The 25449-nt window shown below is 62.2% G+C and carries 16 protein-coding genes and 2 pseudogenes; 8 read left to right on the top strand and 10 right to left on the bottom strand.

Annotated elements, in window-relative coordinates; translation table 11 throughout:
• The first annotated feature begins 50 nt into the window (after nt 1–50).
• Nucleotides 51–2132 (top strand): transketolase, encoded by a 2082-nt coding sequence (gene tkt, locus DOE79_RS17935; RefSeq protein WP_120339658.1) that lies wholly within the window; start codon nt 51–53, stop codon nt 2130–2132.
• 11 nt (nt 2133–2143) lie between these two features.
• Nucleotides 2144–2416, top strand: a pseudogene (locus DOE79_RS17930) (2-deoxyribose-5-phosphate aldolase); the annotation flags it as partial.
• A gap of 48 nt (nt 2417–2464) precedes the next feature.
• Here the strand turns inward: DOE79_RS17930 and DOE79_RS17925 are convergent.
• From DOE79_RS17925 to DOE79_RS17900, 6 genes are all read right to left on the bottom strand, one after another.
• Complete coding sequence (locus DOE79_RS17925; RefSeq protein WP_245977342.1) at nt 2465–3949, bottom strand: reverse transcriptase domain-containing protein; 1485 nt, start codon at nt 3947–3949, stop codon at nt 2465–2467.
• A 400-nt stretch (nt 3950–4349) separates the two neighbouring features.
• Nucleotides 4350–6506, bottom strand: coding sequence for a GmrSD restriction endonuclease domain-containing protein (locus DOE79_RS17920; RefSeq protein WP_220094258.1), 2157 nt, complete (start codon nt 6504–6506; stop codon nt 4350–4352).
• Between the two features lie 232 nt (nt 6507–6738).
• Entirely contained in the window at nt 6739–9819 is a 3081-nt protein-coding gene (locus tag DOE79_RS17915) for a type III restriction-modification system endonuclease (RefSeq protein WP_120339655.1), read from the bottom strand.
• Between the two features lie 5 nt (nt 9820–9824).
• Complete coding sequence (locus tag DOE79_RS17910) at nt 9825–11675, bottom strand: site-specific DNA-methyltransferase (protein ID WP_245977004.1); 1851 nt, start codon at nt 11673–11675, stop codon at nt 9825–9827.
• Nucleotides 11676–11693: 18 nt separating this feature from the next.
• On the bottom strand, nt 11694–12359 hold the full coding sequence (locus DOE79_RS17905) for a DUF4391 domain-containing protein (RefSeq protein WP_120339653.1): 666 nt from the start codon (nt 12357–12359) through the stop codon (nt 11694–11696).
• Nucleotides 12352–15624: a helicase-related protein gene (locus DOE79_RS17900; protein ID WP_120340419.1), complete on the bottom strand. Its 3273-nt coding sequence runs from the start codon at nt 15622–15624 to the stop codon at nt 12352–12354. Before DOE79_RS17900 ends, DOE79_RS17905 begins: the two co-directional genes overlap by 8 nt.
• 544 nt (nt 15625–16168) lie before the next feature.
• Here DOE79_RS17900 and DOE79_RS17895 point away from each other — a divergent pair.
• On the top strand, nt 16169–17152 hold the full coding sequence (locus DOE79_RS17895; protein ID WP_162942828.1) for a hypothetical protein: 984 nt from the start codon (nt 16169–16171) through the stop codon (nt 17150–17152).
• A gap of 221 nt (nt 17153–17373) precedes the next feature.
• Complete coding sequence (locus DOE79_RS20670) at nt 17374–17514, top strand: hypothetical protein (protein WP_162942827.1); 141 nt, start codon at nt 17374–17376, stop codon at nt 17512–17514.
• On the opposite strand, the gene DOE79_RS17890 is transcribed toward DOE79_RS20670, so the two are convergent.
• Together DOE79_RS17890 and DOE79_RS17885 are read right to left on the bottom strand one after the other, a co-directional pair.
• Nucleotides 17499–18410: an NmrA family NAD(P)-binding protein gene (locus tag DOE79_RS17890; protein ID WP_120339651.1), complete on the bottom strand. Its 912-nt coding sequence runs from the start codon at nt 18408–18410 to the stop codon at nt 17499–17501. The genes DOE79_RS20670 and DOE79_RS17890 overlap by 16 nt on opposite strands.
• Nucleotides 18407–18997 carry a MarR family winged helix-turn-helix transcriptional regulator gene (locus tag DOE79_RS17885; protein ID WP_120339650.1) on the bottom strand — a complete coding sequence of 197 codons (591 nt, stop codon included), beginning with the start codon at nt 18995–18997 and terminating at the stop codon, nt 18407–18409. The genes DOE79_RS17890 and DOE79_RS17885 overlap by 4 nt, the downstream gene beginning before the upstream one ends.
• 300 nt (nt 18998–19297) lie before the next feature.
• On the opposite strand from DOE79_RS17885, the gene DOE79_RS17880 reads away from it, so the two are divergent.
• From DOE79_RS17880 to DOE79_RS17865, 4 genes and pseudogenes are all read left to right on the top strand, one after another.
• Nucleotides 19298–20125: an N-formylglutamate amidohydrolase gene (locus DOE79_RS17880; protein WP_162942826.1), complete on the top strand. Its 828-nt coding sequence runs from the start codon at nt 19298–19300 to the stop codon at nt 20123–20125.
• A gap of 202 nt (nt 20126–20327) precedes the next feature.
• Complete coding sequence (locus DOE79_RS17875) at nt 20328–21023, top strand: alpha/beta fold hydrolase (protein WP_120339648.1); 696 nt, start codon at nt 20328–20330, stop codon at nt 21021–21023.
• Between the two features lie 138 nt (nt 21024–21161).
• Nucleotides 21162–21278 (top strand): annotated as a pseudogene (locus DOE79_RS21195) (hypothetical protein); the annotation flags it as partial.
• Nucleotides 21279–21299: 21 nt separating this feature from the next.
• Nucleotides 21300–21509 carry a hypothetical protein gene (locus tag DOE79_RS17865; protein ID WP_181445831.1) on the top strand — a complete coding sequence of 70 codons (210 nt, stop codon included), beginning with the start codon at nt 21300–21302 and terminating at the stop codon, nt 21507–21509.
• A gap of 245 nt (nt 21510–21754) precedes the next feature.
• Here DOE79_RS17865 and DOE79_RS17860 read toward each other — a convergent pair whose 3' ends face one another.
• Complete coding sequence (locus DOE79_RS17860) at nt 21755–24349, bottom strand: putative Ig domain-containing protein (RefSeq protein WP_162942825.1); 2595 nt, start codon at nt 24347–24349, stop codon at nt 21755–21757.
• A gap of 513 nt (nt 24350–24862) precedes the next feature.
• Nucleotides 24863–25330 carry a hypothetical protein gene (locus tag DOE79_RS17855; RefSeq protein ID WP_120339645.1) on the bottom strand — a complete coding sequence of 156 codons (468 nt, stop codon included), beginning with the start codon at nt 25328–25330 and terminating at the stop codon, nt 24863–24865.
• Between the last annotated feature and the right edge of the window lie 119 nt (nt 25331–25449).

Raw genomic sequence — 25449 nt, 5'->3', positions numbered from 1 at the left:
GCCGAACCAATTGTTTGACTTAAGTACATTTGTATACCAAAGTATCTCGCATGGCTACTGAAACGAAGAAGTTCCCGTCACCGATGACGTCCGCCGAGCTGGACGCCCGCGCCGTCGCAAGCGCCCAGGCCCTGGCCGCACACGTGGTGCAGGCCAAAGGACATGGGCACGGCGGCACCGCCATGGCATTGGCACCAGTGTCCCACGTGTTGTTCTCCCGAGTGCTGCGGCACTCCCCCGCCCATCCCGACTGGCCCGCCCGCGACCGCTTCGTTCTTTCGGCCGGTCACGCTAGCCTTCTGCTCTACACCCAGCTGTTCCTCACCGGCTACGGCCTCACCCTCGACGACCTGGCCAAGAGCCGCACCCTGGGCTCGAAGACGCCCGGCCACCCCGAGGTGCACCACACCGTGGGCGTGGAGATGAGCACCGGCCCGCTCGGCCAGGGCGTCGCCTCCGCGGTGGGCATGGCCATGGCCGCCCGGCACGAGAGCGCCGTGTTCACCCCCGGCTCCGCCCTGCTCGACCACACCACCTGGGTGCTCGCCGGCGACGGCTGCCTGCAGGAGGGCGTCTCCGGTGAGGCGAGCAGCCTGGCCGGCACCCTCGGCCTCGACAACCTCGTGCTGATCTGGGACGACAATCACATCACCATCGACTCCGGCACCGACGAGACCTTCAGCGAAGACGTGCGCGCCCGGTACCGGGCCTACGGATGGCGGGTGCTCGAGATCGACACCCCCGCCGATCTCGACGCCCTCGAGGCCACCCTGCGCGAGGCCGCCGAGCGCACCGGCCGGCCCACCCTGGTGGCCCTCCGCACCGTGATCGGCGCCCCGTCGGCCAAGTTCGCCGGTACCTCCGCCGCACACTCCGGCGGCTTCGGCGCCGACGAGCTCGCGCTCGTGAAGACAATGCTGGGCTTCGCCCCCGACGCTCCCCTGCACGACCTCGTCTCCCCCGAGACCCTCGAGTACACCCGCGGCGCGCTCACCCGCGGCGAGCGGATGCACACCGCCTGGGAGGCCGACCTCGACGCCTGGGCCGCCCGCGAGCCCGAGGCCGCGGCGCGCTGGCAGGCCTTCCGCGGCGGCGAATTCTCCACCGCCGCCCTCGACACCGTGAAGCTCGGCGAGCCCGGCGACCCGATGGCCACCCGCAAGACCAACGGCGCCGTGCTCCGCGCGCTGCAGGGCTCCGCTCCGCTCTGGGGCGGCTCGGCCGACCTCGCTGGTTCCACCACCGTGGAGGTCGACGGCGCCCGGTTCTCCGCCGCCAACCCGGCCGGCGAATTCATCCGCTTCGGCATCCGTGAGCACGCCATGGCCGCCATCCTCAACGGCATTGCCCTGCAGGGCCCGTGGCGACCGTTCGCCTCCACCTACCTGGTGTTCAGCGACTACATGCGCCCGAGCATCCGCCTCGGCGCGCTCATGGGTCTCGGCGCGGTCTACGTCTACACCCACGACTCCGTCGCCGTCGGCGAAGACGGCCCCACCCACCAGCCGGTCGAGCAGATCGCGTCGCTGCGCACAGTCCCCGGCCTGGACATCGTGCGCCCCGCCGACTCCGTGGAGGTCGTCGCCGCCTGGCGCCGCATCCTCGCCACCCCCGACCGCCCGGTCGCGCTGATCCTCAGCCGGCAAGACCTGCCCGTGCTGGCCAGCACTGAGCTCACGCCCGCCGGGGTCACGGCCGGCGGTTACGTGCGGTGGCAACACGGCGACGGCACCGACCTGGCCATCCTCGCCACCGGCAGCGAGGTGCACCTCGCCATCGACGCCGCCACCCGGCTCGCCGAGGAAGGCATCAACGCCCGCGTGGTTTCGATGCCCTGCGTCGAGTGGTTCGCCGAGCAGACCGCCGACTACCGCGAGTCCGTGCTGCCGGCCGCGCTGCGCGCCCGAGTCGCCGTCGAAGCCGGCCGCGGCGACGCCTGGTACCGCTGGGTGGGCCTGGACGGCCAAGTGGTCTCGGTCGAGGAGTTCGGCGAGTCCGGTAGCGGCCCGGAGGTGCTGCGCCTCCGCGGCATCCACCTCGACGCCGTCCTCACCGCCGCACACGCCACCCTCGCCACCACCGCCGGCACCCCCGCCGCCGCGCATGGCACCCCCGAGCTCGTCACCAACTAAGGACACACCCCATGACTTCCATCTCCCCCGACGCCGCCAGCGTCGCCCGCACGATCGACCACACCCTGCTCAAGCCCGAGGCCACTGCCGCCGACGTCACCGCCCTCATCGCCGAAGCCATCGAGCTGGGCACCTACTCGGTCTGCGTCTCCCCCTCGATGCTGCCACTCACCATCCCCGCCGGCGCCGACCTCAAGGTCGCCGTGGCCTGCGGCTTCCCCAGCGGCAAGCACCACACCAGCGTCAAGGCCGCCGAGGCCGCCCTGCCCATCATTCGTGGGTCGCTTGCGCGTTAGATAGGACGTAACCGTGATGCCCGGACGCCCATGCGATCAAGACGCGAAGTCCACAAAGGAGTACTGATAGACCTCTGCGCCTGTGCCACGACTCACCACATTTGGTCCGTGTTCCGTAGCCGCTCGATTTAGAACCGACATAAATCGGGCGACTGACGGCACTCGAAGATCGACCGCAGCTCCCTTTGACGTGAGCGATGACGCCACGAGCAGCTCTGCCTTGGACAGTCCGTGGGGCATTGGAAGGACCGAGATTCCCGCGGCCCTAGCGAGTCGTGCACGCTTACGCAACGCCTGATAGAGAGTGTCTGCCAACCAGCCATCGAGGTCTTGCATCTGTTGCGCGTCGTTTGCAAGAGGAAAGTAAGACAAAATACCCGGAAAGCGGATTCTTTTGACAGCCCCCCGCTCGAGTTCTCGGAGCTTGCTCTCTGAAAAATTCCCGTACAAGTACCGTCGGATCTGTCCCAGGAGAACAGCATAATCGCGATCAAAGCGCGGGGCGATTCTCGCCCGATTCAAGGTTCCCTGATCAAGCGGTTGCAGCAGGTTGGCCCACACGAGCTGATGGACACGGCCCTTAATCCGCCTAATGACGCTGTCGTTAACCCCCACCACGCCGCGAGCGAAACGGTAGCCCACAAAATTAACGGTGTCTGTGCTTGCAATTTCTGAGGGTTCAGCTGGTGGCGTGAAAAGACGAATGCCTTTGGACTTGTGAGGATTCAGATCTGCGCCAATTTCAGCGCTCTGTGCCTTGAGCACGTTAACGGCGTCAGTGATCTGGCCGTAGTCACGAGACCAGACCAGAGTGTCATCTGCATATCTTACGAAGCCAACCCCAATTCGCTCTAACGACCGGTCCATCTGCCATGCGGCGACATTCGCCAGAAAAAGTGAGATCGAGGTGCCTTGCGGGATCCCGACCTGGCTGAGTCTCGGTAGGGCTCTGGAATTATAGGTGGCTTCCTCTTCGAGCGGGGTGGCCAGGAAGGCGTCGATCACGTCGCGTTCGCGTCCCGTCATCAGGAATCCGTGGCGGTCCAGTGACTGTCGCAGGTGCTCATGACTGATTGAGTCAAAATATGTCGAGAAATCGTACTCAGCAACGAATATACGTTCAACCGTGCGGAACTCGCTTGCCACATACTGAATGGCGTCATGCGTAGAGAGATCGTCCCGATAGGCGTACGATCGCGCGCTTACTAAAGCGCGATTTTTAGTCATCAAAGACTTGTACGCAATCCGAGAAACCAAAGAGTCGACGATTTGGAAGACTGAAACTACGCGATTTCCTCCGCTCGACTTTGGAACGGAGTGGGCAATCGGCGGACGTGGGCGGTAATCACGGTTCGCCAGCGCCAAGTTGACTGCACGTACGATCGAACTGGCGTTTCGCCGTACTTTATACGGGTCGAATCCCGCATCCACGTCCCAGTAGGTCGGCCGACGGACTTGCGCGTTAGCGGGGGACGTACGTCTTCGAGACCTCCTGACGTCGTCGATTCGCAACTCCCTCATGTAACGTTCATGCTTGCGAATCAGCTTCGCGCATGCCTCGTCCAGCTCAAGCTCAGAAACGCGCAACAATGTTTCTCCCTAGGGGGCGGCTGGGCCGGGTTGAAAGTACGCTCCCACAACTGCGATCTTTGGTGATCTCAGCCTCAATACACATTGCTGTGCAAAAGCCCGGCACCTAGCCTGACCAACCCTGTTGGCTAATAGCCAATATATAGGCCCCTACCGAGGCGGCATTACCGTCCAGTTCGATCGAACCCGCCCGTTTCCCTAAGCGACATGGGTTGAGCGCCGCCGATTCACTGCACTCCACGGCTGAGCCATGGCGGTCGATCACACCGCTTTTGGCCCCTGAAGTGGGTGCTATAGATTAAAGCCGCCAGCGTCGATGCCGCCATTTAGCTCAGGATCGCGGATCAGGGGCGGGGTCGCTCAGGGTACTCGAGCCGAGAGCCAGTTGATCTCGAACGTCGGCCATGGTTTGCGTGTACCCGGCATCAATTGTCCAGAAGCTCCAGCCCGCTACAGCACCACCGCCCGAGAGATGACGAGCCGCGCCACTCAGAGTTCCAAAAGAGATACCGTCCATGGCAATAGTGCCGTCCGCGTTTACAGATGCGGTCTTCCCTCTATGCGCAGCTGGCTTTGCATACAGCGTTGTTCCCGCCTTGATCAGGCCAGCGCGCACGAGGTCGATGACCTCGGTTCGGTACTGGGCGCGCTCAACGGCTCGGTCACTCGAAACGCGATGTCCGTCCGGCACCGGCCACGTGGAGGTCAACGCTTCGAGGAGGCCTTCAGTGCGTTCTCGAATATCCGCGTCCGCCCATGACTCAGGGTGCTCGTGCACGACGTCTCGCGTGAGAAGTAACGTGTCGTGTCGGATGAGCGCAGCACGCTTGCCATTCGCGGCAGACCAAGCTGCATTCGACATTCTCGCGTTGAGACTCTGCGTGACCAAGGTCAGGTTTCCGAGGGTTTGAACCAGGCTGTCTCGCTCCCCCTCGGTCTCAGGATCCTCGCCTCCACTCCAGTTTGCGCGCCATTCCTGGGGCATGATGTGCTCGATAGTGCATACGCCCCTAGACACCGGCGACACGGAGAAGGAGCCGCCGTCAGGGAAGCCTCGTAGACGGTCTTCGATCGCTTCGAGCACCATTCGAAGGCGCCCTTTCCGGAACTTCTTGTAGGCCTGAAAATCAGTTAGTTCACGGCGCAGTTCCGCATCGTCTGGCCAGTAACCAATGCTCGACGTCTGGGTGGAGAGAAACGTCCGGGCAACCGCATCAACTCCGGTCCCAGCGGGCCGTTTTGTCAGCTGGGTGAGAAGATCAAGCATCAGCTTGTTGGTCCCCTGCGATTGTGCCCGAACGAGCGCCCGACGCACGAACCAACTCTCCAGACTATCTAGCAGACCGTTTCTCTCCTCAACGGAGATCGCCGCTTGGTTCGATTCACCTAGCCAGATGAGCAGAGGCTTAACGATTTCGGAGTCGAGGGTACTCGTCCGGTAGACGAAGAGGTCAAGGCGGCTTAGGGCCCCATCGCGAGCAGCGGCTCCCAAGGTGAACGCCTTGTAGCGATTGGCAGCGGCGCTGAGTGACTGCACCAGAGATAGTACGTCCGTGCCAGACTCGCTCACGTAGCGCTTGAACTGCATGAAGACCTCTCTCGCAGGGATTTCCTTCAAGGTCTTAGCAGTTAGCCATTGGGTGAGAAACAACGAACTTCTGGCGTACTTGATTCGTCCGGCAGAGACCTCGGTCTCCCAGAACGCCGTTTCGAAGTCCGCCCAATAGGCGTGGTAGGCGCGCTCAGTAGCCTCCGCATCCTTCTCCAGGCGTTGAAAGAGGAAGTTCTTGATCAGGTCAGCCGCCGTCAGCGGTGTTCCCCGAGCGTTCAGGGTTTCAAAGATTTCCTGTGCGTCCTCGTGTGAAAGCAACTGAATCGAGACGATCTGGAGCCTCGTCATGATGGCTGGTACAAGGAGTCCAGCGCGTCTATCGACTTGTTCCGGCTCGGCATCCAACCATTCCCCGATCGCCACGAAAAAGTACTCGTGTGCATCGACCAGCCGGCCCGCCGGCAGGTTGGAATGGTCAATCGGTGCCACTGCGGACATCGCTGCCGCGAATGCCAGTCTGTCCCGGTTCGTCGGCCAGACCTTGAATCGGTCGGCAGGCTTCTGCCTAAAGGACTCCGGGTTCTCAACGAGAGCGAGGACCTGCCCGGCCAGTGCGACATAGCCGCGCGCATCTAACTGAGCATGAAGCGCGTCAAGCAAAATCTGCAGAGTCGTCAACCGTTGCTGTCCGTCGATGATGGTGTATTGCGGGAGTTCTCCGAGAGCGGTTGTTTGCGCCTGAAGGACGACTGCGCCGAGAAAGTGCGTCGCCTCGCTGTCACCAGTCGCTATGGCATCCACAAGTCGCGTCACGTCGCTCCACAGCGGCTCCCATTGATTCTCGCGCGACCACACATATGGTCGCTGAAACAGCGGTACGACCAAGCGCTGCGGGGAGAAGAAAACCTGCTGTGGGGACGTTACCTGCGTGAGCACTATGACCGATCTTTGTAGAGACCCGGGACTGATGTCCCTGAGCGATGAATCTTCGGTGGATGGACTAGCTTCCTGGAAGCTACTTCCACGGAGACCGGGTGAGGCTTAGAAAATCCCGCCCGTCGCGTTCGACAACTCGGCGGCGTCGGCGGGTTCATCGTCACCTATCGACTCCAATTGGACCGAGGTTGCAAGCCTTTGAAAGCGCTCCGAGAATCGGCCACAGATGGACCTACGCCGTCACGAGCTGCATCAGCTCTGTGTAGTCGGTAACGACGTCATAGGAGACGTCTTGGCCGTTCTTCTCACTGATGGAGGCGAAGAACTTGCGCGCACACTCGATCTTGGCGTCCTCCACTCCTTTGAGCTGGAGCGTTGAAAGAGAGCCCTTGGTTTCAGCTACGAAGTAGACATGCTTGACGCTGCCTTCTGTGAACGCGATCGCCCAGTCTGGGTTGTAATTACCGACCGGAGTGGGGATGAAGAACCCGCGCGGGAGTTTCGCGTAAACAGCGACTTCCGTACTTGTGTCGAGTTCGGTGACGAACGCGCGCTCGATTTTCGAATCGGTCACTGCGAAGTCGTAAACGTGCTTCTTGAGCTTGGCGCCCGCCTTACTGAAGTCCTGTGCCGTTTGATTCTCAGTGAAGATCGCTGAGTCGAACCGGTCTTCCAGAGTGTCGTACGCCAAGTGCTCGACGATGACAGTCGCCTTCTGCTCGTTGATCAACCTCGCGGCCTCGGTGATGAACTGCTCCGGATTGAGCCGGAACTTTCCAAACGTGCCCGGCGCCACGCCTCGCAAGATCGCGGCAACCGTACGACGGGTGAGCTGGGTCTTCTCGGCGATCTCACCAAGCAAGTCGTACTTCACTTGCGATCCCGCACTAACGGTCTCAGTGTGAGTCTGTGTGGACGACACCGCGAACCCCGAGCCGCCGGCGAGGTCGTCAGCCTCCAACTTCTCGCGCTGCTGCCCTGCCCGGATGACGTACTGCATCGCGGCGACCTTCAGGTGCTTATCCAGGTACCTAATCGACTCGAGGATGAGCTCGTCTGAGTCAAACTCGACTTGGTAGACCGCCTTACGGTTAATCCGGCCCCACAGCGTCTGGAACTCCTTCCGCGCGAAGTTCGCCTCGTTGAGCGGGATCCTCTTTGGCTTGCGGCCATCGGTGATCTCCGGCATCGCGACGTGGAGAGCGTCGATTAGTTCGCCAACCTGATAAAAATACGGCTGCAGCGAGGCTGGTAGCTCGGGCATCTCAGTCAATTCGGCGCGACCGAGCCACTTGTCGGTGAGGTGCTGCTCGTAGTCGATAAACGCATTAATTGTCAACCAGTGCTGAAGTTGTTTTGCCTCATCTAGCGTGATCGCGTGAATGGTTCCGGTTGGAAGATCCTCAAGAGTCTTGCCAACGAAGTACTCGGGGGTTGCCTTGCGTGGTCGGCCAGCAAGGGACTCCGAAATCTCCCTCTGAAGACCGGCAACAAAGTTGGTGTACGACTCATCAGTCACCACCGTCAGCTCGTTAATATCGTGTACAGTCGCGGGGTTGTCCATGCGGATGCCGTGCTGGTCTACGGAGAGTCGCAGGCCACGGCCGATCTCTTGGCGCCGGGAGATAGAGTTATCACTCTTCTTGAGCATGCCCATAACGAACACGTTGGGATTGTCCCAGCCCTCGCGTAGCGCGGAGTGGGAGAAGATGAATCGGACTGGCTCTGTGAGCGAGAGCAGTCGCTCTTTGTCCTTCAATATCAAGTCGTACGCATCAATGTCGTTCGACTGGCCCTTGTCGTCGCCACGGCCGGAGACGTTGCCGTCCACTTGATGCTTGGATTTCTTGTCGATCGAGAAGTAGCCTTCGTGTATCCGTCGAATCTCATCGCGCCGTAAATACTGCTGGAATTCCCCAGTTACGTCATCGATCGCCAGCTCGCCGAGCACCTCGTCGCGAATCGCGGCAAATTCCACCTCGAATATGCGGGCGTAGTCGCCGAGGGTGTCTTCGCGGCCGTAGTCACGGTATTTGGCGACCTCATCAATGAAGAATAGCGAAAGTACCTTGATGCCTTGGCTGAACAGCGCACGCTCTTTATCGAGGTGGGCGCGAATGACTTCGCGAATTTGGATGCGCCGCTTCGTCTCCTCCGTGACGTCGCGGTCGGCAAGCTGTCCGGCGATCACAACGTCACCGTTACTCAGCTCGATCACGTCACGGCTCGCGTCGATCTCCGTGATGAACAAGCCCTTGTAGGCTTCAATGCCGTTCGACACATCGTGCAGGTTCGCACCGACGTCGAGGCGCTTGAACTGACGTTTGATGCCAGTCTGGGTTTGAACTTCGAGCTCAATCCGAGCACGCGGCTTGGCACCCTTGGCGATCTCGATCGCAACCAGGTATAGGTACGCGGTGGATCCGGCTAGCCCCTTTACTGTGATGCCTCGCACCGCAATTCTCTTCACAAGCCTCTGGTTGTATGCATCCAAGGCATCGAGGCGGTGCACCCTTGTGTGCTCAACTTTGTGAGTGGCCGAGTAGCGCAACATCATGAGGCCGTGGAAGCGCGAGAGAGCATCGAGGGACTTCGCAGCGCCGATCTTCTGCGGCTCGTCAATGATGACGATAGGTCGATTCGCCGCTATTACGTCGATCGGGCGCCGCGACTGGAAGTCATCGAGCACATCGTAGATACGGCGGTTGTCTTTACCTGTCGCGTTGAATGCCTGAATGTTGATGATCATCACCTGCACCCCAGCATCGGAGCTGAACCGCTCGATCTCGTGCAATTGGGAGGAGTTGTAGATGAACGACCGTGGCTTCGTCCCATAGTGCTGCTGAAAGTGTTCCGCTGTCACATCGAGGGATTTCTTGATGCCCTCACGGATCGCAACTGAGGGCACAACAATGATGTACTTCGACCAGCCGTACCGCTTGTGCAGTTCCAGGATCGTCTTGATGTACACGTATGTCTTGCCCGTTCCCGTCTCCATCTCAACGTCCAGGTTCGGAGCCCCGGGGGCCGCCTTGCTGTCGATAAGTGTCGTTGAAAGCGGGAGGTTACGAGACCGCTGAACTTTATGAACGTTCTCCAACAGTTGAGCAGAGGAGAGCGCAATGTCTGCATTCCGAAGACCAGATTCCGGCGTATCGTTCGTCTCGAACAGCGTCGGGTTCGAAGCAGGCATCACCTTGCCTGGGTCGATTCGATAGGACATGCCGTCGCGCTTGGGTTGACCCTCGAAAACCTCGACGACCGAGTCAACAGCGTCGGTCTGGTACTTCTGGACCTTGAACTGTAGTTTCATCCCGATCAGATCGCCTTCACGTCGGTCGCCGGAGACACCTCACGGAAGACCTGCTCCGCGTTGATCCGCGCGTCATCCGAGGCGAAGCCGGAATCGCGAAACACAGCGCGCAGCGGCTGACGCTTCGCGATCGAATGAACGACCCCTGGACTGACCTGCTCGTCGAAGCAGGCGATCAGGGCACCATCCTCGACGACGAACACCTCGTTCCGCTCAATCTGCTCGACGCTTATGGGCGCCGTGAGCTCAAGGCCCCAGTCCAGCAAAACTTGGAACAACAAATCCTCGCCACGGCGACCTGGCTTTATGCTGCCCTCAAGCGAGTCGAGCGCGAGCTGGTTCGTGTCATCAGGCACGCGCAATACATCTGCCATGTTCGTCGTGTCCACACGTGCCAATCGGTACCCGAGGTCACCGACGGAAATCCCCGTGGCGAGTTCAGCAGCGACGTTCTTGATACGTTCAAGACTCATCCCGAGAATCGAGTTGAACGTAGGCTCAGGAACCGGAAGCGGCTCATCGATCTGCACAGAGATGAATCGGCGGTTCCCTCCATCTGCAGCGTTCTGAGCGAATACAGCGTGAGGTGTTGTGCCGCTGCCATTGAAGAAGTCGAGAACGATATCGTGCGTGTCAGGTGACGTAGCAAGTTGAAGGATGCGCTGGATCAGTCGGACGGGCTTCACCGAGTTCAGCACATTCTCCGTGTGCTCAAACGGCACATACTTGAGAAGCGTCTTCTTGGCTTCTTGAGTATGCCCAACCTCAGAGTAGGGCCAGAGAGTCTGCGGGGTACGTCCGCCCGACATCTCTGAAAGGAACCGCTTCAATCGCGGCATATTGTCTTCTGCCTCGCCCCACCAAATGCGACCATCAGCATCAAGTTCTTTGAACCGTGCCGCCGAGATACCCCAGTATCGTCCGCGTGGAGGACCATCAATGACCCGTCCGCTTGGCGTCGTGATCGGATACAGTCCGGCAGCGTAGGCGTTGCGAGCAGCAAGGTCTGACGAGGTCCATGGCCCTCTGTGGTCCTCGTCAGGATTCTTATACCGGGCGTCCATCTCGTCGGTTCTTGGGAGCGAGTTGGGCACCCACCGAGACTTGTCTCTGGAGAACACCAGAATGTAGTCGTGGTCCTCTGAGAACCACTGCGCTGAGTTCTTTGGAGAGAAAACTTTCTGCCAGATGATTTGTGCCACGAAGTTTTGTGCTCCGAACACTTCCGCGCAGACCTTTCGCAGATTGTCGACTTCGTGATCGTCGATCGAGATGAAAATGACACCGTCTTCGCGAAGCAGATTGCGCGCGAGCTTGAGCCGGGGATACATCATGCTCAGCCAGTCAGAGTGATATCTACCATCGCTGTCGGTCAGCGCAACCAGTCTTTGTCCTTCTTCGTCTGCTTGGCCAGAACGAAGGAGATATTCACTTGTTGTCTCCGCGAAATCGTCGTCGTATATGAAGTCGCGTCCAGTGTTGTATGGCGGGTCGATGTAGATTAACTTGACCTTGCCGAGGTAAGACTCCTGGAGCAGCTTGAGCACATCCAGATTGTCACCCTCAATGAACAGATTCTTAGTGGAGTCGAAGTCGACGGACTCCTCACGGGCCGGACGTAGAGTCTTGGCGATGGGCGCGTTGGCAGCGAACGCGGCTGCTCGCTTGCCCGGCCAATCGAGCCGATAACGCTCCTGAGGCCCCTCAACAACGTGGTCGGAGAGCTCCTGGCGCAACAGATCAAAATCGACGGCCATCTGGACGTTACCGTCAGCGTCAATCGACTCAGTCACGACGGTCGGGAACAGGACGGCGAGCCTGTCGATATTGGCGTCGGTCAAGTCTGCCGACGTCATGCGTAGTTTCTCCACGGGTTACCTCTGCTGTTCGAGTTCTTGTTGTCTAGTTTTGAGGGCGCGGCGCAGCTCAATTTTGCGGTTGAGCTGCGGCTCGGTTCGGAGCTTGCGCTCTAGGACGGTGATCTCGCGTTCGAGCTTCCGCACGGTTACCAGCCTGTTGGCCAGCTCTGGCATCTCCTCATCGTGCCGTACCGTCACCGGCGTCAGCGACACCAGGATCGCCGAGTAAAGGGCAGGCAAGCTAATTGCTGCAGGGAGCGACTGCCGTTCTGCATCGGCGGGGTGCCAACCGGTCGAGTAGTAGGCGCTAAGTTTCAAAGCACCCGCGCTGAGCTGCTTGTATGCTGCGACCATCCGGACCTGCCGTTCCCCGGAGGTTGCTCGCGTGATCTCGAAGATAATCGGGTATTGAATCGCCCTGTCGATCGCGGACAGGACCTGATCGGCGACATCGCCGATCTTGGTGTCAATTTGAAAGACCTGTAACTCAGGCACGCTCGTGCTGCCGTGGAGGTTGATAGTAGATTCGGCAAGCTTGTAGGCCCAGGTAATGCGCTGAACCTCGGACACGAATTTCTCACGCACAGCGGAGCTCACATTGCCGTACTCGTAGAACTTGTCCTTGGGCACACGGCCGCCGAATTTGGCTGCGGCAGGCCACCTATACAGCAGATCAACCATTGACTTCCATCGCTTGGACGGGGTCGACGACAACGACAAACGCCGTCAATTCGAAGTCATCGAGTCCCGTGATCGTTTGGGTCAGGGCCGAGGTTTGACCTCCGGTAAAGAGGCTATCGATATCGCGTTCCTCGGTAACGTCGATCATCGAATGGATCGCCTTGGTGAGCAGATAAGAGTACTGCCCCATTTGGGAGCCCTCGCCAGTCGCGACGTTGAAGGTTTGAACAACGCCGGCGACGGGCTCATCGAAGGGGCGGCACCCTGCCCGGATCAGATCAAGTAGGTGCTTGGCTTCCGTGTGGTCGGCGACAACTTGTCCCTGATCATCGAGGTAGACAAGGTAGTGCGGGTGGAGTCGGTTGCCTCGGTTGAATTTCTCATCGGCGTTTACGTTGCGCAGCGCGAAGATCACCCCCGGCACGAGACCTGCACCCGGGTCGGCCGGCACGACGGCGTGTAGTCCTTTGGGAGCCGTGGCGAGGTCACCATATACCTTGACGTAGCCGAGCAGATCCATTCGAAAGTCGTTTAGCCCAAGGTCCGTAATGGAGACCCCGGCTCGCACGTCCTCCAGCTCGATGACGTCGTCTTGGAGTTTGCGGAGCTGCTCTCTACGGAACGCCGCATCGGGGTTTTCGAGGGTGAGAAGATTGTCATCTGCGGTGCTGGCGAGGTCTGCGATCACCATGCGGTTCTCGACGCGCTCCTTGAGATTGATGTATTCATCGAGGGAGATGTCGGGCCAGAAATTCACGAGCTGTATCTGAGCATTGTGAGAACCGATGCGATCAATGCGGCCGAAGCGTTGGATAATACGGACCGGGTTCCAGTGGATGTCGTAGTTGATCAGGTAGTCGCAGTCCTGGAGGTTCTGGCCCTCGCTGATCACGTCGGTGCCAATGAGCACGTCGAGGTCACGAGTCTCGTCTTGCATGGTTAGGTGTCGCTGTTTCGATCGTGGTGAAAACATCGCCATGACCTGCTGGAAGTCGAACCCGGTTCCGAGCGTGGTCTTTGCCCCATGGCTGCCACCTGTAATAACGGCCGCCTCCAGCCCTACTGCAACGAGCACGTCGGCAAGCTCGCGATAGAGATAGTTGGCGGTGTCAGCGAACGCCGAGAACACTAGGACTTTGCGGTTGCCATCGTTGATTGGCTGACGCGCCTTGTTCTCAATGAGCTGCTTGAGCTTGCTGAGCTTGCGGTCGTTGTCTGGGGTGACCTTGCGCATCTCATCGAGCAGCTCTCGAAGCGTCTCCCGGTCATTCCAGAGGTCGCGTTGCCAGGATTCGATGTCAATGTCGTTGAGGTCGATCTTGATCTTCTCACCGAAAGAAATCGCTTCAATATTGGCGTCATCTTCATCGTCGACATCAAAATCGAAGTCAGTCAGATCGAGGTCATCGGTCAAGTGACCGTTGTGAGCCGACAAACGCCGGAGCTTTGTATCCACCGCCTGCTCAATCTTCACGAGCGTCAGACGGAAGGCCTCGACTGAGCTTTCCAACCGTTTGAGCAGGTTAACCGTCATGAGCTTCTTGAGACCCTGCTCGCGGCCGGCCTGTCCGAGGTTGGACCGGGCGTTTCCGGTAGTGACGTTGTAGAGGTCCTCGTATTTGAAAAGCCTGCTCGGGAACACATACGCCAGCGGCGTGTAGACGGCTAGCGTGAGTTCTTGCAGCTGCGCGAAAATCTCGTTGAACCCCGGGACATCTGGTAGATCAGTGAGCGGTTCACGGATCGACAACGGAGGGCGGCGCTCCGGGAACGCGCCGATCTCGGATGTGTCGTAGAACGCTTGGATGTGCTTGCGGGAGCGAGCGATGGTAACTGCGTCAAGTAGTTCGAAGAAGTCGAAGTCGAGCATCTGAAGGATGCGATCGGCCGTACGCTGCTCGGGTCCCAGCTTTGACCACTCGTTGAATACCCGCTGTGCGTCAGAGAAGACCTTCTCCACGGTTGTGGACAGATTAAGGTGCTGAGCTAGGTTCTCCGACTCACCCTCGTAGGCGAGCTGGAGCTGGTTCTTCAGATCGTTAAACCGGTTGTTCACCGGAGTTGCCGAGAGCATCAGCACCTTCGTCTTTACGCCCTCGCGCATGACTTTCCTCATGAGGCGCTGGTAACGCGATTCCTTCTCCTCGGCGTAGTCGGCATTTCGGAAGTTGTGCGATTCATCGATCACAACTAGGTCGTAGTTGCCCCAATTGACTCGATCCAATCGCAAGCCAAGCGACTCGCCGCTCGTACGCGACAGGTCTGTGTGAGCCAGGACGTCGTAGTTGAATCGATCGGACGCGAAAACGTTGGTGGTGAGGTTGGCGTTGTAGTTGGTCCAGTTCTCGGCAAGCTTCTTTGGGCAAAGGACCAGCACCGACTTGTTGCGCAGCTCGTAATACTTGATCACTGCCAATGCGGTGAAAGTCTTTCCAAGACCCACCGAGTCGGCAAGTATGCAACCGTTGTAAGTCTCTAGCTTGTTGATGATGCCGGTGGCGCCATCGCGCTGGAAGTTGTAGAGGCTCTGCCAAATTTTCGTCTCCTGGTAACCAGTACGGTCGTTCGGCAATACATCTTCGCTGATGTCCTCAAGGAAATCAGCGAACACGTTGTAGAGAATTAGGAAATAGATACGCGCGGGTGAGTTCTCCGCGTACACGCTCGCTATGTGCTCGTAGACCGCTTGAGTGACGTTGCGGACTTGGCCGGTGTTGTTCCAGATTTGGTCAAACAAGTCGAGGAACTGCTGTGTCTCGGCCGGCCCTTCGAACTTGGTAACAACATTTGAGACGGCGGGGCCACTTTCGTACCCCAAATCGGTCGTTGTGAAACCCTGGATCGGGAAGTACGCCGCACCATCGTCGACCGCTGCGAAGGGCTGCATCGGGTTTCCTGTTGCGTTGGATCTAAAGGTCACCTTGCGGCGCACCCAATCGGCGCACTCTTTGGCGATAGCGCGCTGGGTGAGCTTGTTGCGGAGTCTTATCTCGAACTCACTGCCATACAGGCTAGATTCTGCATTCCCCTCCGGGATGAAGAACTCTCGTCGGTCTTTGCGCAGTTTATCCGTGACTTCCTGCGTCGCGAAGGAGGGCGAGGTGAAAATGAACTGCAACTCAGATACGTGCTCAAGTTCTTTGCGGAGCGCCTCGAACGCGAAAATCGAGAAGGTGGATGCGGCGATGCGAACTTTGGAGGCCGAGGTGATCTCGGCCTTGAGGTCGTCTCCGAGCAGATCGGTAACGTTGTTGATGATGCGCAAGCTGTCAGACCCCTGCCTCGTCACGGCCCGACTTGGTGGCGCAGTCGGCGCCTACCCAGTCGTCCGACGTGGCGGTCTGGAACTCGCGCCGGCGGGCGCTTCTCCGAACTAGTTGGCTTTTCTTGGCGACACAGGTGCGGGCGGTGCGACTATGGGCTTCATTACGGGCAGCAGAGTCATCTGCGGATAGCCACGGCTTGGTCACGACGCCCCCGTCTGCTTCGCTTGGCCCGAGTAGGCCAGCCTTCCCGATGCTACCGGAGCGAACCAGCACAATGCCGAGGTCAGCGCCCTACGCGTGTCGACCCACCTGAGACGCGGGCGCTCACTGAGCTTTCACGTTTCGCCCGGCCGCGATTGCGATTGTCCTCAGACGGTGCCCGTGCAGTCGTGAATGGTCGGCGGTCTCTTCACCAAACCGTCGCTTTAGGGGAGTCCGTTTCAATGTTTCCTGCGAGCCTCACGAGCACCGCGGGGCCACTTCGACTTGGGCGCGAAGGCGCGCAACAGCCTGCTAGGTTCAGGGTGCTAACAAGGGGGAACAGTGGACGAGGTTGTTTCATGGATTGGAGCAGCAACTCCGGTCGCAATAGCCGTCGTCGCAGGCTTTTACATGCTAGGCACTCGCAAGCGAGAAAAGCAGAAAGCGCTTGCGGATATCCACCGAGAGCTAACAACAGGCGAAGTGGCCGAAGCACGCGACACGATCGCCACTGCCCTATATTCGTGTTCGGTGCCCGACGTTTCGCACAGGGCCACATTGATCCGCGCGTACTTTCAGCTTTATTGGTGCGTGGAACGGGTAGACAATGTGGCGCAAGTGCACGCCAAACCGGACAGCCCTAGGAAGGTTGATAGAAAAATCAGTCGCGACGCCAGAAAGCCTCTGTCGAGCCGCCATCGCGAACCATGGAGATGGCAATGGGAGACAAAGAAATCCGGCTTCCTTACGTGGAATCTCGATGAGATCGTCGGAAACGTAATTCAGTTTCGCAACGCATACGGCGAGAGTCTAGGCATCGACGACGGCGGCGCGTGGAAGTCGTTCGTTCTTCGTCTGCACACACGGCAGTACCTCCTCTTCCTGAAGCACGAGGACAAGCTCGGGTCTACGTGGTCGGAGATAGCAACACCGCCTGACTTCGCGAACAGAGACGCGCAGAATCCAAGTCAGGTGGTAGCGTCCGAGACGGATCGTCTCACTCTGCAGAGAAGGTATCCATACACAGGGATTAAGCGCCTCGCCTTCAAGCACAGGCTCTGGCTACTCGCGGCTGTCATCTTATTAGCCCTCGTCGGCGCAACAAATGTGATGATCAGCCTTGATATTTCGGGTCTAGTCACCGCGAGTCTTGCATTGTGGGCTGCCACCGTTTCTCTCGTGGGATTCTTTCTACACGCCGTTGCCGACTCTTACCAGGGCCAGCGACACCAAGACACCTATGTTCGGTGGGGACATAGTCTCTCCATTTTTGGTGGGCTGTGCGCGGTCCTGCTCACCTACGTGACGCTCCACTCAATTTTCTAACGCAATCATCGAGGTGACGGCAGTATGAAAGCGACATCGACGAGCTCGAGAACCAGCTCCTAAGGGGCCAGAACTCGGTGGCGAGCCACCCCTTCGTCTTGAGAGGCACGGCACTGGCTGTGGCGAAGGCTTCGGTCCAGAGCTGCACCTGGGTGGAAGTGAGGCTAGATTTTTCGATTCGCGGCAGCACCCGCAGCGCCTGAGCCGCATGAGTCTGCGTCATGGAGAGCGACGGCCTCGCTCCTGGTGAGGAGATGCTCCTTCGCTTCGGCAGTTTCGCCCGGGTCGACCATCAGTTCTCCAAGGTCACATTCGACGCCAACTCCACGGATTCGACGGCTGCCCGCTATACCTCAGGCTGACTGGCCACGTATGCGGCAAGAACATCGCGCACGGTCGTCCACTCATGGTCGCCGTACCGGTCGTTATCGACGTGGTGTAACTGGGCTTGCCCGCTGAACATGCTCACGAAGTACTGCATGCCCTGCCAGACGGGGAAGGGCGCATCCGTGGTCTTGGAGAAGCGGCGCACGGCCTTGGCGAGCAGCGACAGGGTGCCGGTGGTGCCGGCGAACTGCAGCTTGAACGGGGTGCCGGTCAGCTCCGACATGGTCTGGGCCACGCCGCGGGCGGTGACCCGGTCGCCGGCGATCTCCACGACGCGGGGCGCGTCGGCGTCGAGGGCCACGAGGGCGACCACCCGGGCGACGTCGTCTTTGGTGGTGAAGTCGAGGATCTGGTCGGCGGAGGACCAGTACATGACCTTGTGGCGGCCGAACGCGATCATCGGCGCGGTGCCGGTGAGCATGTCGGCGAAGGCACCGTTGAGCACGGAGGTGACCTGGATCGGGGCCGCATCGAGGTCGGCGGCGAACTCGCGGCGCAGCTCGAAGTTGCGGTTGCTGCCCAGCGCGATCTGGCGGTAGTCCGACGAGTAATCAGAGGGGATGAAGCGGGGCACCCCGGCCGCGACGGCCGCGGCGAGCAGGGCACGCTGCGCGTCGACGATCACCGGGCGGGTGCCGCTCACGGCCGAGACGACCACATCCGTGCCGGAGACGGCGGCGGTGAGGGCGGCGGGGTCGGTGTACGCGGCGGTGACGATGTCGATGCGGTCGTTGGCGCCGTAGAGGGCGGCGGCGGTGCCACTGCCCGGGCGGGTGAGCACGCGGATGCGGGTGTCGTGGGTGAGTAGGTCGCGCACGATGCGCTGGCCGAGGTCGCCGGTGGCGCCGGCGACGAGAACTGAAGTGGTCATGAGGGGGTCTCTGTTTCTGTGGGAGGTGTGGGGCGGCGACGGGATCGCTCGGGGGCGGGCACCGGAACGTTCGAGTCGTGCGGGGCAGCGGGGAGGGTGGCCGCGGTGGCGCCGGCGCCGAGGGCAGCCTTGGCCAGCAGCCGCCGCAACTGGGTCTGCTCGTCGGTGGACAGTCCGCCCATGAGCGTGCTCTCGACTGCACGAAGGGCGACGCGGGCGGTGCCGAGCCGGGCCCGACCGGCCTCCGTGGGGTACACCTGGCGGATTCGCCGGTCGCGCGGGTCGGGGCGGCGCTCGACGAGCGCATCCGTCTCGAGCGCATCGATGATGTAGGTCATGGCGGTCTTGTCGATGCCGAGCCGGTTCGCCAACGCGAGCTGCGAGGTGGGCTCCTCGGTGGTGATCGCCACGAGCACCTGGTAGCCGCGCGGGCCGCCGGGCACCTTGGCCACGGCGACACTGCCGGCCCGGGAGTGGCCCTGGTACATCGCGGTGAGCGACCAGCCCAGCTCGGTCTCGATGCCGTCGGAGGTCCAGTCGATTTCGGGGGTGGTGTCTGCGGGCGGGGTGGGGTGTGGAGCGGGCATGGGTAGACCGTATCAGAGTGAGATCATCTGTTTTCTATATTGTTTGCGATATGCACCCTCGGCGCTGGGTGTCGCAGTGACGGGTCCGTCTAAGTGTTGCTGACGAACTTCCACACCGGCGCCGCCGTAGATCCGCGTCTCTATTGAAAGGAGATGTGCTCATTCAGGATGCGGACGGTGTCTGGGGCTCCGCCGAGGACCAAGCGACCGTCGGCGCATGCACCGAACCGATGTCGACGGTCGCACTGTCGGTGCCCCCTGCGACACTCGGTCTCGACGGCATCGACGAAGGGGACCCGAATGACCGACACCGCACCAACTCACACCACTGACGAGCTCTTCCGGGTGATCGACAAGTCCGCCAGCACCCCGATCATCCTGCACGCGCCCCACGGTGGGCGAGCAATCCCGGCCGAGTACCTGAGCGACTTCCTGATCTCGGCAGATGAGCTCGAGGTGGAAAAGGATGCGATGACCGACCACTTCACCGACACCCTCGTCGCCGGCACGACCGGCGCGAGCGCGGTCATCAATGGGCTCTCCCGATTTGCCGTGGACGTGGAGCGGTTTCCCGACGAGTCCGAGGAGATGAACCAGGTGGGCATGGGCGTGCTGTACACCCACGGCTCCCACAGGCAGGAGATCCGCCGGGTCTCCCCCGGCAACACCGCACCGCTCCTCGAACGTTTCGCCGCCTACTCGGCGCGGTTCACGGAGCTGGTCGACGCGACCCTGGCTGCGCACGGGCACGCGGTGATCATCGACGTGCACTCCTACCCGCAACACGAGCTTGCCTATGAGCTTCACGGTGGTGGCTACCGGGCGCCGCTGTGCGTGGGGTTCGACTCGTTCCATGCATCCGATGACCTGCTGGGCGCCGTCACGGAAAGCTTCGGCCACCTCGCCACGAATTCGAACGCGCCGTTCGCGGGCGCCTATGTGCCGCTCAAGCACTACCACCGCGACACCCGAGTGAGCTCGGTCATGCTCGAGATTCGGCGGGATACCTACATGGATGAGGCGAGCGTCACGTTGCAGCCCGGATCTTTTCGACGGCTCCAAGATTCGCTGCAACGGCTCGTCGACCGGGTGGCGGAAGCAGGATCGCGCCGGCACGGCTCGCGCTGACTCGTGCCCCAACGAAACATTGTTCCGATGGAATGGGGCGGCTGGGGGTACCGAGTGCTGCCCGGCCGGTCGGCCATCGTCGTGGCCGACGGCCCCGGCCTCATCGTGGAGCGCACCAACGGCACCCTGTTCGCGGTGACGCTGCCCGAATCATCCACGACCGCGCGGGGCGGATGTCGGTGGCCGCAACGAGACTGCCCCCGTGAACATCGTTCTGATCCCACCGCTGCTCTGCTCTCCCCTCGCGTACGCGCCCGTGCTCGACACGGTCTGGAGGCACGGGCAGGTCACCCTCGCCGACACCCGTCGAGACGACACGATCGCGGAGATGGCAGCCCGCATCCTGCAGGAGAACGCCGGTGAGATCGCCGTTCTCGGCACGAGCATGGGCGGGTATGTGGCCCTCGAGGTCATTCGCCAGGCGCCCGAGCGGGTCACCGCGCTGGCCCTGGTGAGCACCTCCGCCCGCGCCGATACCGCCGAACAGGTGCAGGCGCGCGCACGGCAGTCCGCGCTGGTCGAAGACGGCCAGTTCTCCGCCTTGGTGGATGCTGCCTTCGCCGGCGTTGTCGCCGCGGAGAACATATCGAACGACTCTCTTCTGGCTACCTGGCGTGCGATGACCGAGCCGGTCGGACCATCGGCGTTCCTCCGTCAGCAACGGGCCGTGGTGCAGCGCGCCGACCTGCGCTCGATGCTGCCGTCTATCACCTGCCCGACCGCCATCATCCACGGAGCCCAGGACCGGCTCATCCCGCTCGACAGCGCCGAAGAAATGGCCGCCGCGATGCCCACGGCCCGGTTCACCGTCATCGAAGGTGCCGGCCATTTGCTCTTCCACGAGCAACCTGCGGCCGCCCGTGCCGCCGTCGCCGCCTGGCTCGAGTCCGCCGCCTAACCTGAAGCGGACCGGACAAGAGGCATCCTGGGCCGCTGCCGGACTGTCGTGTGAGAATGACCGGAGAATGATCTTTCGGGGCGCCGAGCTGGTCGCCGGCGGCCGGATGTCGCGGCGTCAGACGTTGTCCTACTCCTCTGCGGCATCGCTCACTCCGCTCGTGCCGCGCGTGCAGGGGCAGACAGTCCGCAGAGCCGATTCCTTCTGCGCATCATGCTTGACGGACTTCAAGCTCCTGTCGCGGGTGGGCGCTGACGCCGACAACTGAATTTCCCAGTGTTGTGCCGGCAGGAGGGCGTCACGGAACCCGCGACGATCCACGCCGCGTCGCCGAGCATCCTCGCCGTGATGGACGGACTGCAGCTGCAGTGGCTGCTGCATCCGACGGAGATCGAGCTGGCCGAGGCCAGCGAGTTGGCCGTCCGTGCCATCGTCAATGCCGTGTTGCATCCGGGGCCCGACCTCACGGTCTCCTCCCGAGGCTGACCAGGACTCGCCTAGCGCGAGGGCTGAATCACGCTGAGTGGACACACGGCTCCTCAGAGGGTCTGGACCGGCACGGGCACAGCGCCTGCACCAAAGCCAGACACCGCCCGCGGGGTTGAAGGCCCAGATCATCGGGGATCACACCCCCACACTGGGGGGCTCGGGGTCGCGGCTGCAGCGGCGGCATCCGCAGCTGATCGGCAGCGTGATGCAGGGCGCACGGAGCAACCCGAGGCGCCCTTCGATCAGCGGATGGCGCGGCGCCGGCGGGCCAGCATCAGCACCAGGAGTCCGAGGAGCACGGACGCCCCACCGGCCAGAAGCCACGTCAGCGGGTCCGTTCCCGTCTTGGCGAGACCAGCCTTGGCGGGTGCCGCCGTCGCTGAGGTCGGCGTGGGCGAGGGTGTCACTACACCGGGCGCGGAAGCGGTCGGTGTGGGCTCCGGGGTCGGCGCGGTGGTGGGCGTGGGCTCGGGGGTCGGCGGCGTGGTCGGTGTGGGGTCGGGGGTCGGCGGCGTGGCCGGCGTGGGGTCCGGGGTCGGCGGCGTGGTGGGCGTGGGCGTGACCGCGGTCGGCACCACCTCCACCGTGACGCTGCTCGTGAGAGTGCCGAGCGTGGCCGTGATCACGTGCGGGGACGCGTGCGGGAAGGTGATCGTGGCGCCGTCGATGACGTCGACATCCCAATCGCTGCTGAACACGGCCTGGCCGGTGAGGTCGCCGACGTCGTTCCCGTAGGCATCCGCCCCGGAGACGGCGAGGGTGATGGAGCCGCCCTGCTTCACCGTGAGCGTGCTGGGCACGAGCGTCACCTCGGCGGGCGGGCCGGCGGCCACGACCACCTCGATGGTGGTGCTGGCCGTGCCGACCGTCACCGTGATGGTGTGCGTGCCCGCCTTGATGAAGGTGATGGTGTTGCCGCTGACGATGCCGGGGAACACACTGCCGGCAGCAACACTGAAGGTCGCGACCTGGCCCGGCAACGGATTGCCGTTGGCATCCTGCCCGTCGATGACGAAGGTGAACGGGTCCCCCGCCGTAACGGGATACCCGGCGCCGCCGGTGGCCGGCGGAGCCACGATCACCGTGTCGAGTTCCCCCGGGTTGACCAGCAGCGCCGGAACCACCCAAACCGCGTCGGCGCCCACCCCGTTGCTGGCGGTGATGGTGAACGACGGCGACTCGGCCGCCGTGGGGGTGCCCGAAAGCACCCCGTCGGGAGTGAGGGTGAGGCCGGCCGGCAGGGTGCCGGCGGTCAGCGCGAAGGTGGGCGCCGGGCTGCCGGTGGCGGCGAAGGCGTACGAGTAGGGCTCGCCGGCGATCGCGGACGGCGGCGTCACCGCGGTGAACAGCGGGGCGTCGGTGACGCTGATCGTCAGCGTACGGCTGGACGCGACCGGCGCGACACCGTTGTCAGCGGTCACCGTGAACTCGAACTCACCGCCCTTGACGGGCGTGCCGGTGAGCAGTCCCCCGTCGCTGAGGGTGAGCCCGGCGGGCAGCTTTCCCGTGCTGAGGGCGAAGGTGGGCGCCGGGGTGCCCGTGGCCGTGAACGCGTAGAAGTACGGGGCTCCTAGCGTGGCGTCGGGCGGGGTCGCGGCGGTGAGTGCGGGCGCTTCATCTACCGTGACGGTGACCTCCGTGGAGGCGGGGGCGCCGATGCCGTTGCTCGCGGACACCGTGAACGTGCTCACGCCGCCGGTGGAGGGCGTGCCGCTGAGGCCTCCGGCAAGCGTGAGGGTGAGGCCGTCAGGCAGGGTGCCCGCCGTCAGGCTGAACGTGGGCTTCGGAGTGCCGGATGCCGCGAACGTGTAGTCGTAGGCCGTGCCGGCGGTTGCGCGGGGCGGCGCATCCGAGGCAAAGACCGGCGGGGCGGTGACCACGAGGGTGTGCGAGGCGCCCACCGCAGGGCTGCCGATGCTGTTGGCGGCGGCCACGGCGAACGTGAAGCTGCCCTGCTCGGTGGGCGTGCCGCTGAGCACGCCCTCGGGGGTGAGGGTCATGCCGGTGGGCGGCACACCGCTGGACACGCTGAAGGTGGGCGTGGGCGTGCCGGTGGCGGCGAAGGTGTAACTGTACGGCTGGCCGGCGGCTGCGGTGGCGGGCGGTGCATCCGCGGTGAGGACGGGGGCCGCGCCGGGGGCGGGGCTGACAGTTAATGTGTACCTCGCGTAGGAAGTGACCGTGCCATTACCACTGCCATCGTCGTCCAGCCGGTAGACGAAATACCCCAAGTCGTACTTTCCCGGGACCGTGAACGTTCCCGAGAGTGTGCCGTCCGAAGCGAACCAATACCCCTCAGGAAAGTCTCCCCACGATTGCATCAGCAGGTTGGGCGTGGGATAGCCGCTGATCTGAGGCGTGAATGAAAAGGGAACGCCCACTGTGGCGAACTGGTCGGCGACCGGCTCAATGTAGCCGGGAGCGAAAACCTCGATAACCTGCGGAGATTCAGCCTGGGGCGGGGCGTTATTCGCGGCCGCGACGGTGAAGGTGAACTTGCCGCCACGGGTGGGCGTGCCGGCCAGCACTCCGGCGGGGGTGAGGCTGAGACCGTCGGGCAGGCTCCCGGCGGAGAGCGAGAAGGTGGGCGCCGGTGTGCCGGTCGCGGCGAAGGCGTAACTGTAGGGCGTTTTCACGTCCACCGTGGCAGGTGGCGCCGCCGCGGTGAAGATAGGGGCAGCCATTGTGGGATCCGAGCCGCCCGAGCCGTCGTCGCCGGGCGCCGGCACCCCGGTCTGCATTGCGGATGCTTGGTTCAGCGAGCCCGGAAGGCCGGCGAGGCCCAGCGTGACCAGCAACATCGACGCGATGGTGGTCTGCGCAAGGAGGCGGCGCATCCGGTGCTGAGCACGCGCTGGCGGAGAGGCTGGGCGCATCGATGACTGTGACCGACCGAACCGTGTTGCACGCATTAGCGACTCCCGAGATAGTGGAGTTTTGCGGCTCCGTGCTCGACGTTAGGGGGTGGGGTGCAGATCGATGGCAGGGTAAAACCCTTCCTTTTGGGCGGATTGGTGCGTGCGTTCGCTCAGTTGCACCCGAGCTTGCCGAACCCCCGTTGATCAAGCGCGTCGAAACCCAGTAAGACGACAAGCGAATCGCGACCGCACCGCTGGTTGAGCCTGCCGAAACCTACTGACAGAACAGACGAATTGCGGGCGCCGCGGGACCAGTATTCAGACACCCCGCGGGGTCTCGACAGGCTCGACCAACGCAGTGCGCCCGCCTAACGAAAGGAACCTGGCACTCTCCACCCAAGTCGATCAAGGTGTACCGCGACATCCGGCTGCAGCAGGAGCGGGTGTGATCGACCACGGTGGGTCACACCCTCTTCGTCTGCCCGGCTGGATCTAGCCGGCGATCTGAAGACCCAAGCCCACCACGACCACGCCAGCGTTGAGAACCAAGGTCACCGTGACCACGATCTGCAACCACCGATACTGCTCGACCAACACCGACATCCCACTCAGCGCGGCCGTCACGGGCACCCCCAGTAGGAACAGGACCATAATGCCCAGAAACACTGCGCCTGAGGTGTCGGAGGGGATGCTGATCGCAGCGAGCACTGCAATGGCGAGCACCACCACGCCGAGGTCGCCCAGCACCACCCGGGACGCCGAGGTCGACGAGCGCAGCACCGAGCTGCTCAGGATTCTGCAGACGGCGCCGAGGCCGACGAAGCCAGGGCCTGCATCGAGCCGGTACAGAGATTCTCGGGCGCACTGCTCCAGCGCCCGAAACCGGGGATGCTGATCAGAAACAACAGGAACGCACCACAGTGGAACGTCAGCGCCGCGGAGACCACGCTCGAAGACCATGTGGTGCCGACATTGAGTTCGGTCTGTGGTTTCTCTCTCACAGGGGCAAGCCTTGCACGACGACCGGGCGGCGAGCGCGCCGAGAACCCGCATCGCTGGCTGGCGCGCCGGCGCAATCA

It is taken from the genome of Cryobacterium soli, assembly GCF_003611035.1.
In the GTDB taxonomy this organism is placed as follows: domain Bacteria; phylum Actinomycetota; class Actinomycetes; order Actinomycetales; family Microbacteriaceae; genus Cryobacterium; species Cryobacterium soli.
Note: the sequence above shows the minus strand (reverse complement) of the source record. Positions and strands in the feature narration are given on the sequence as shown.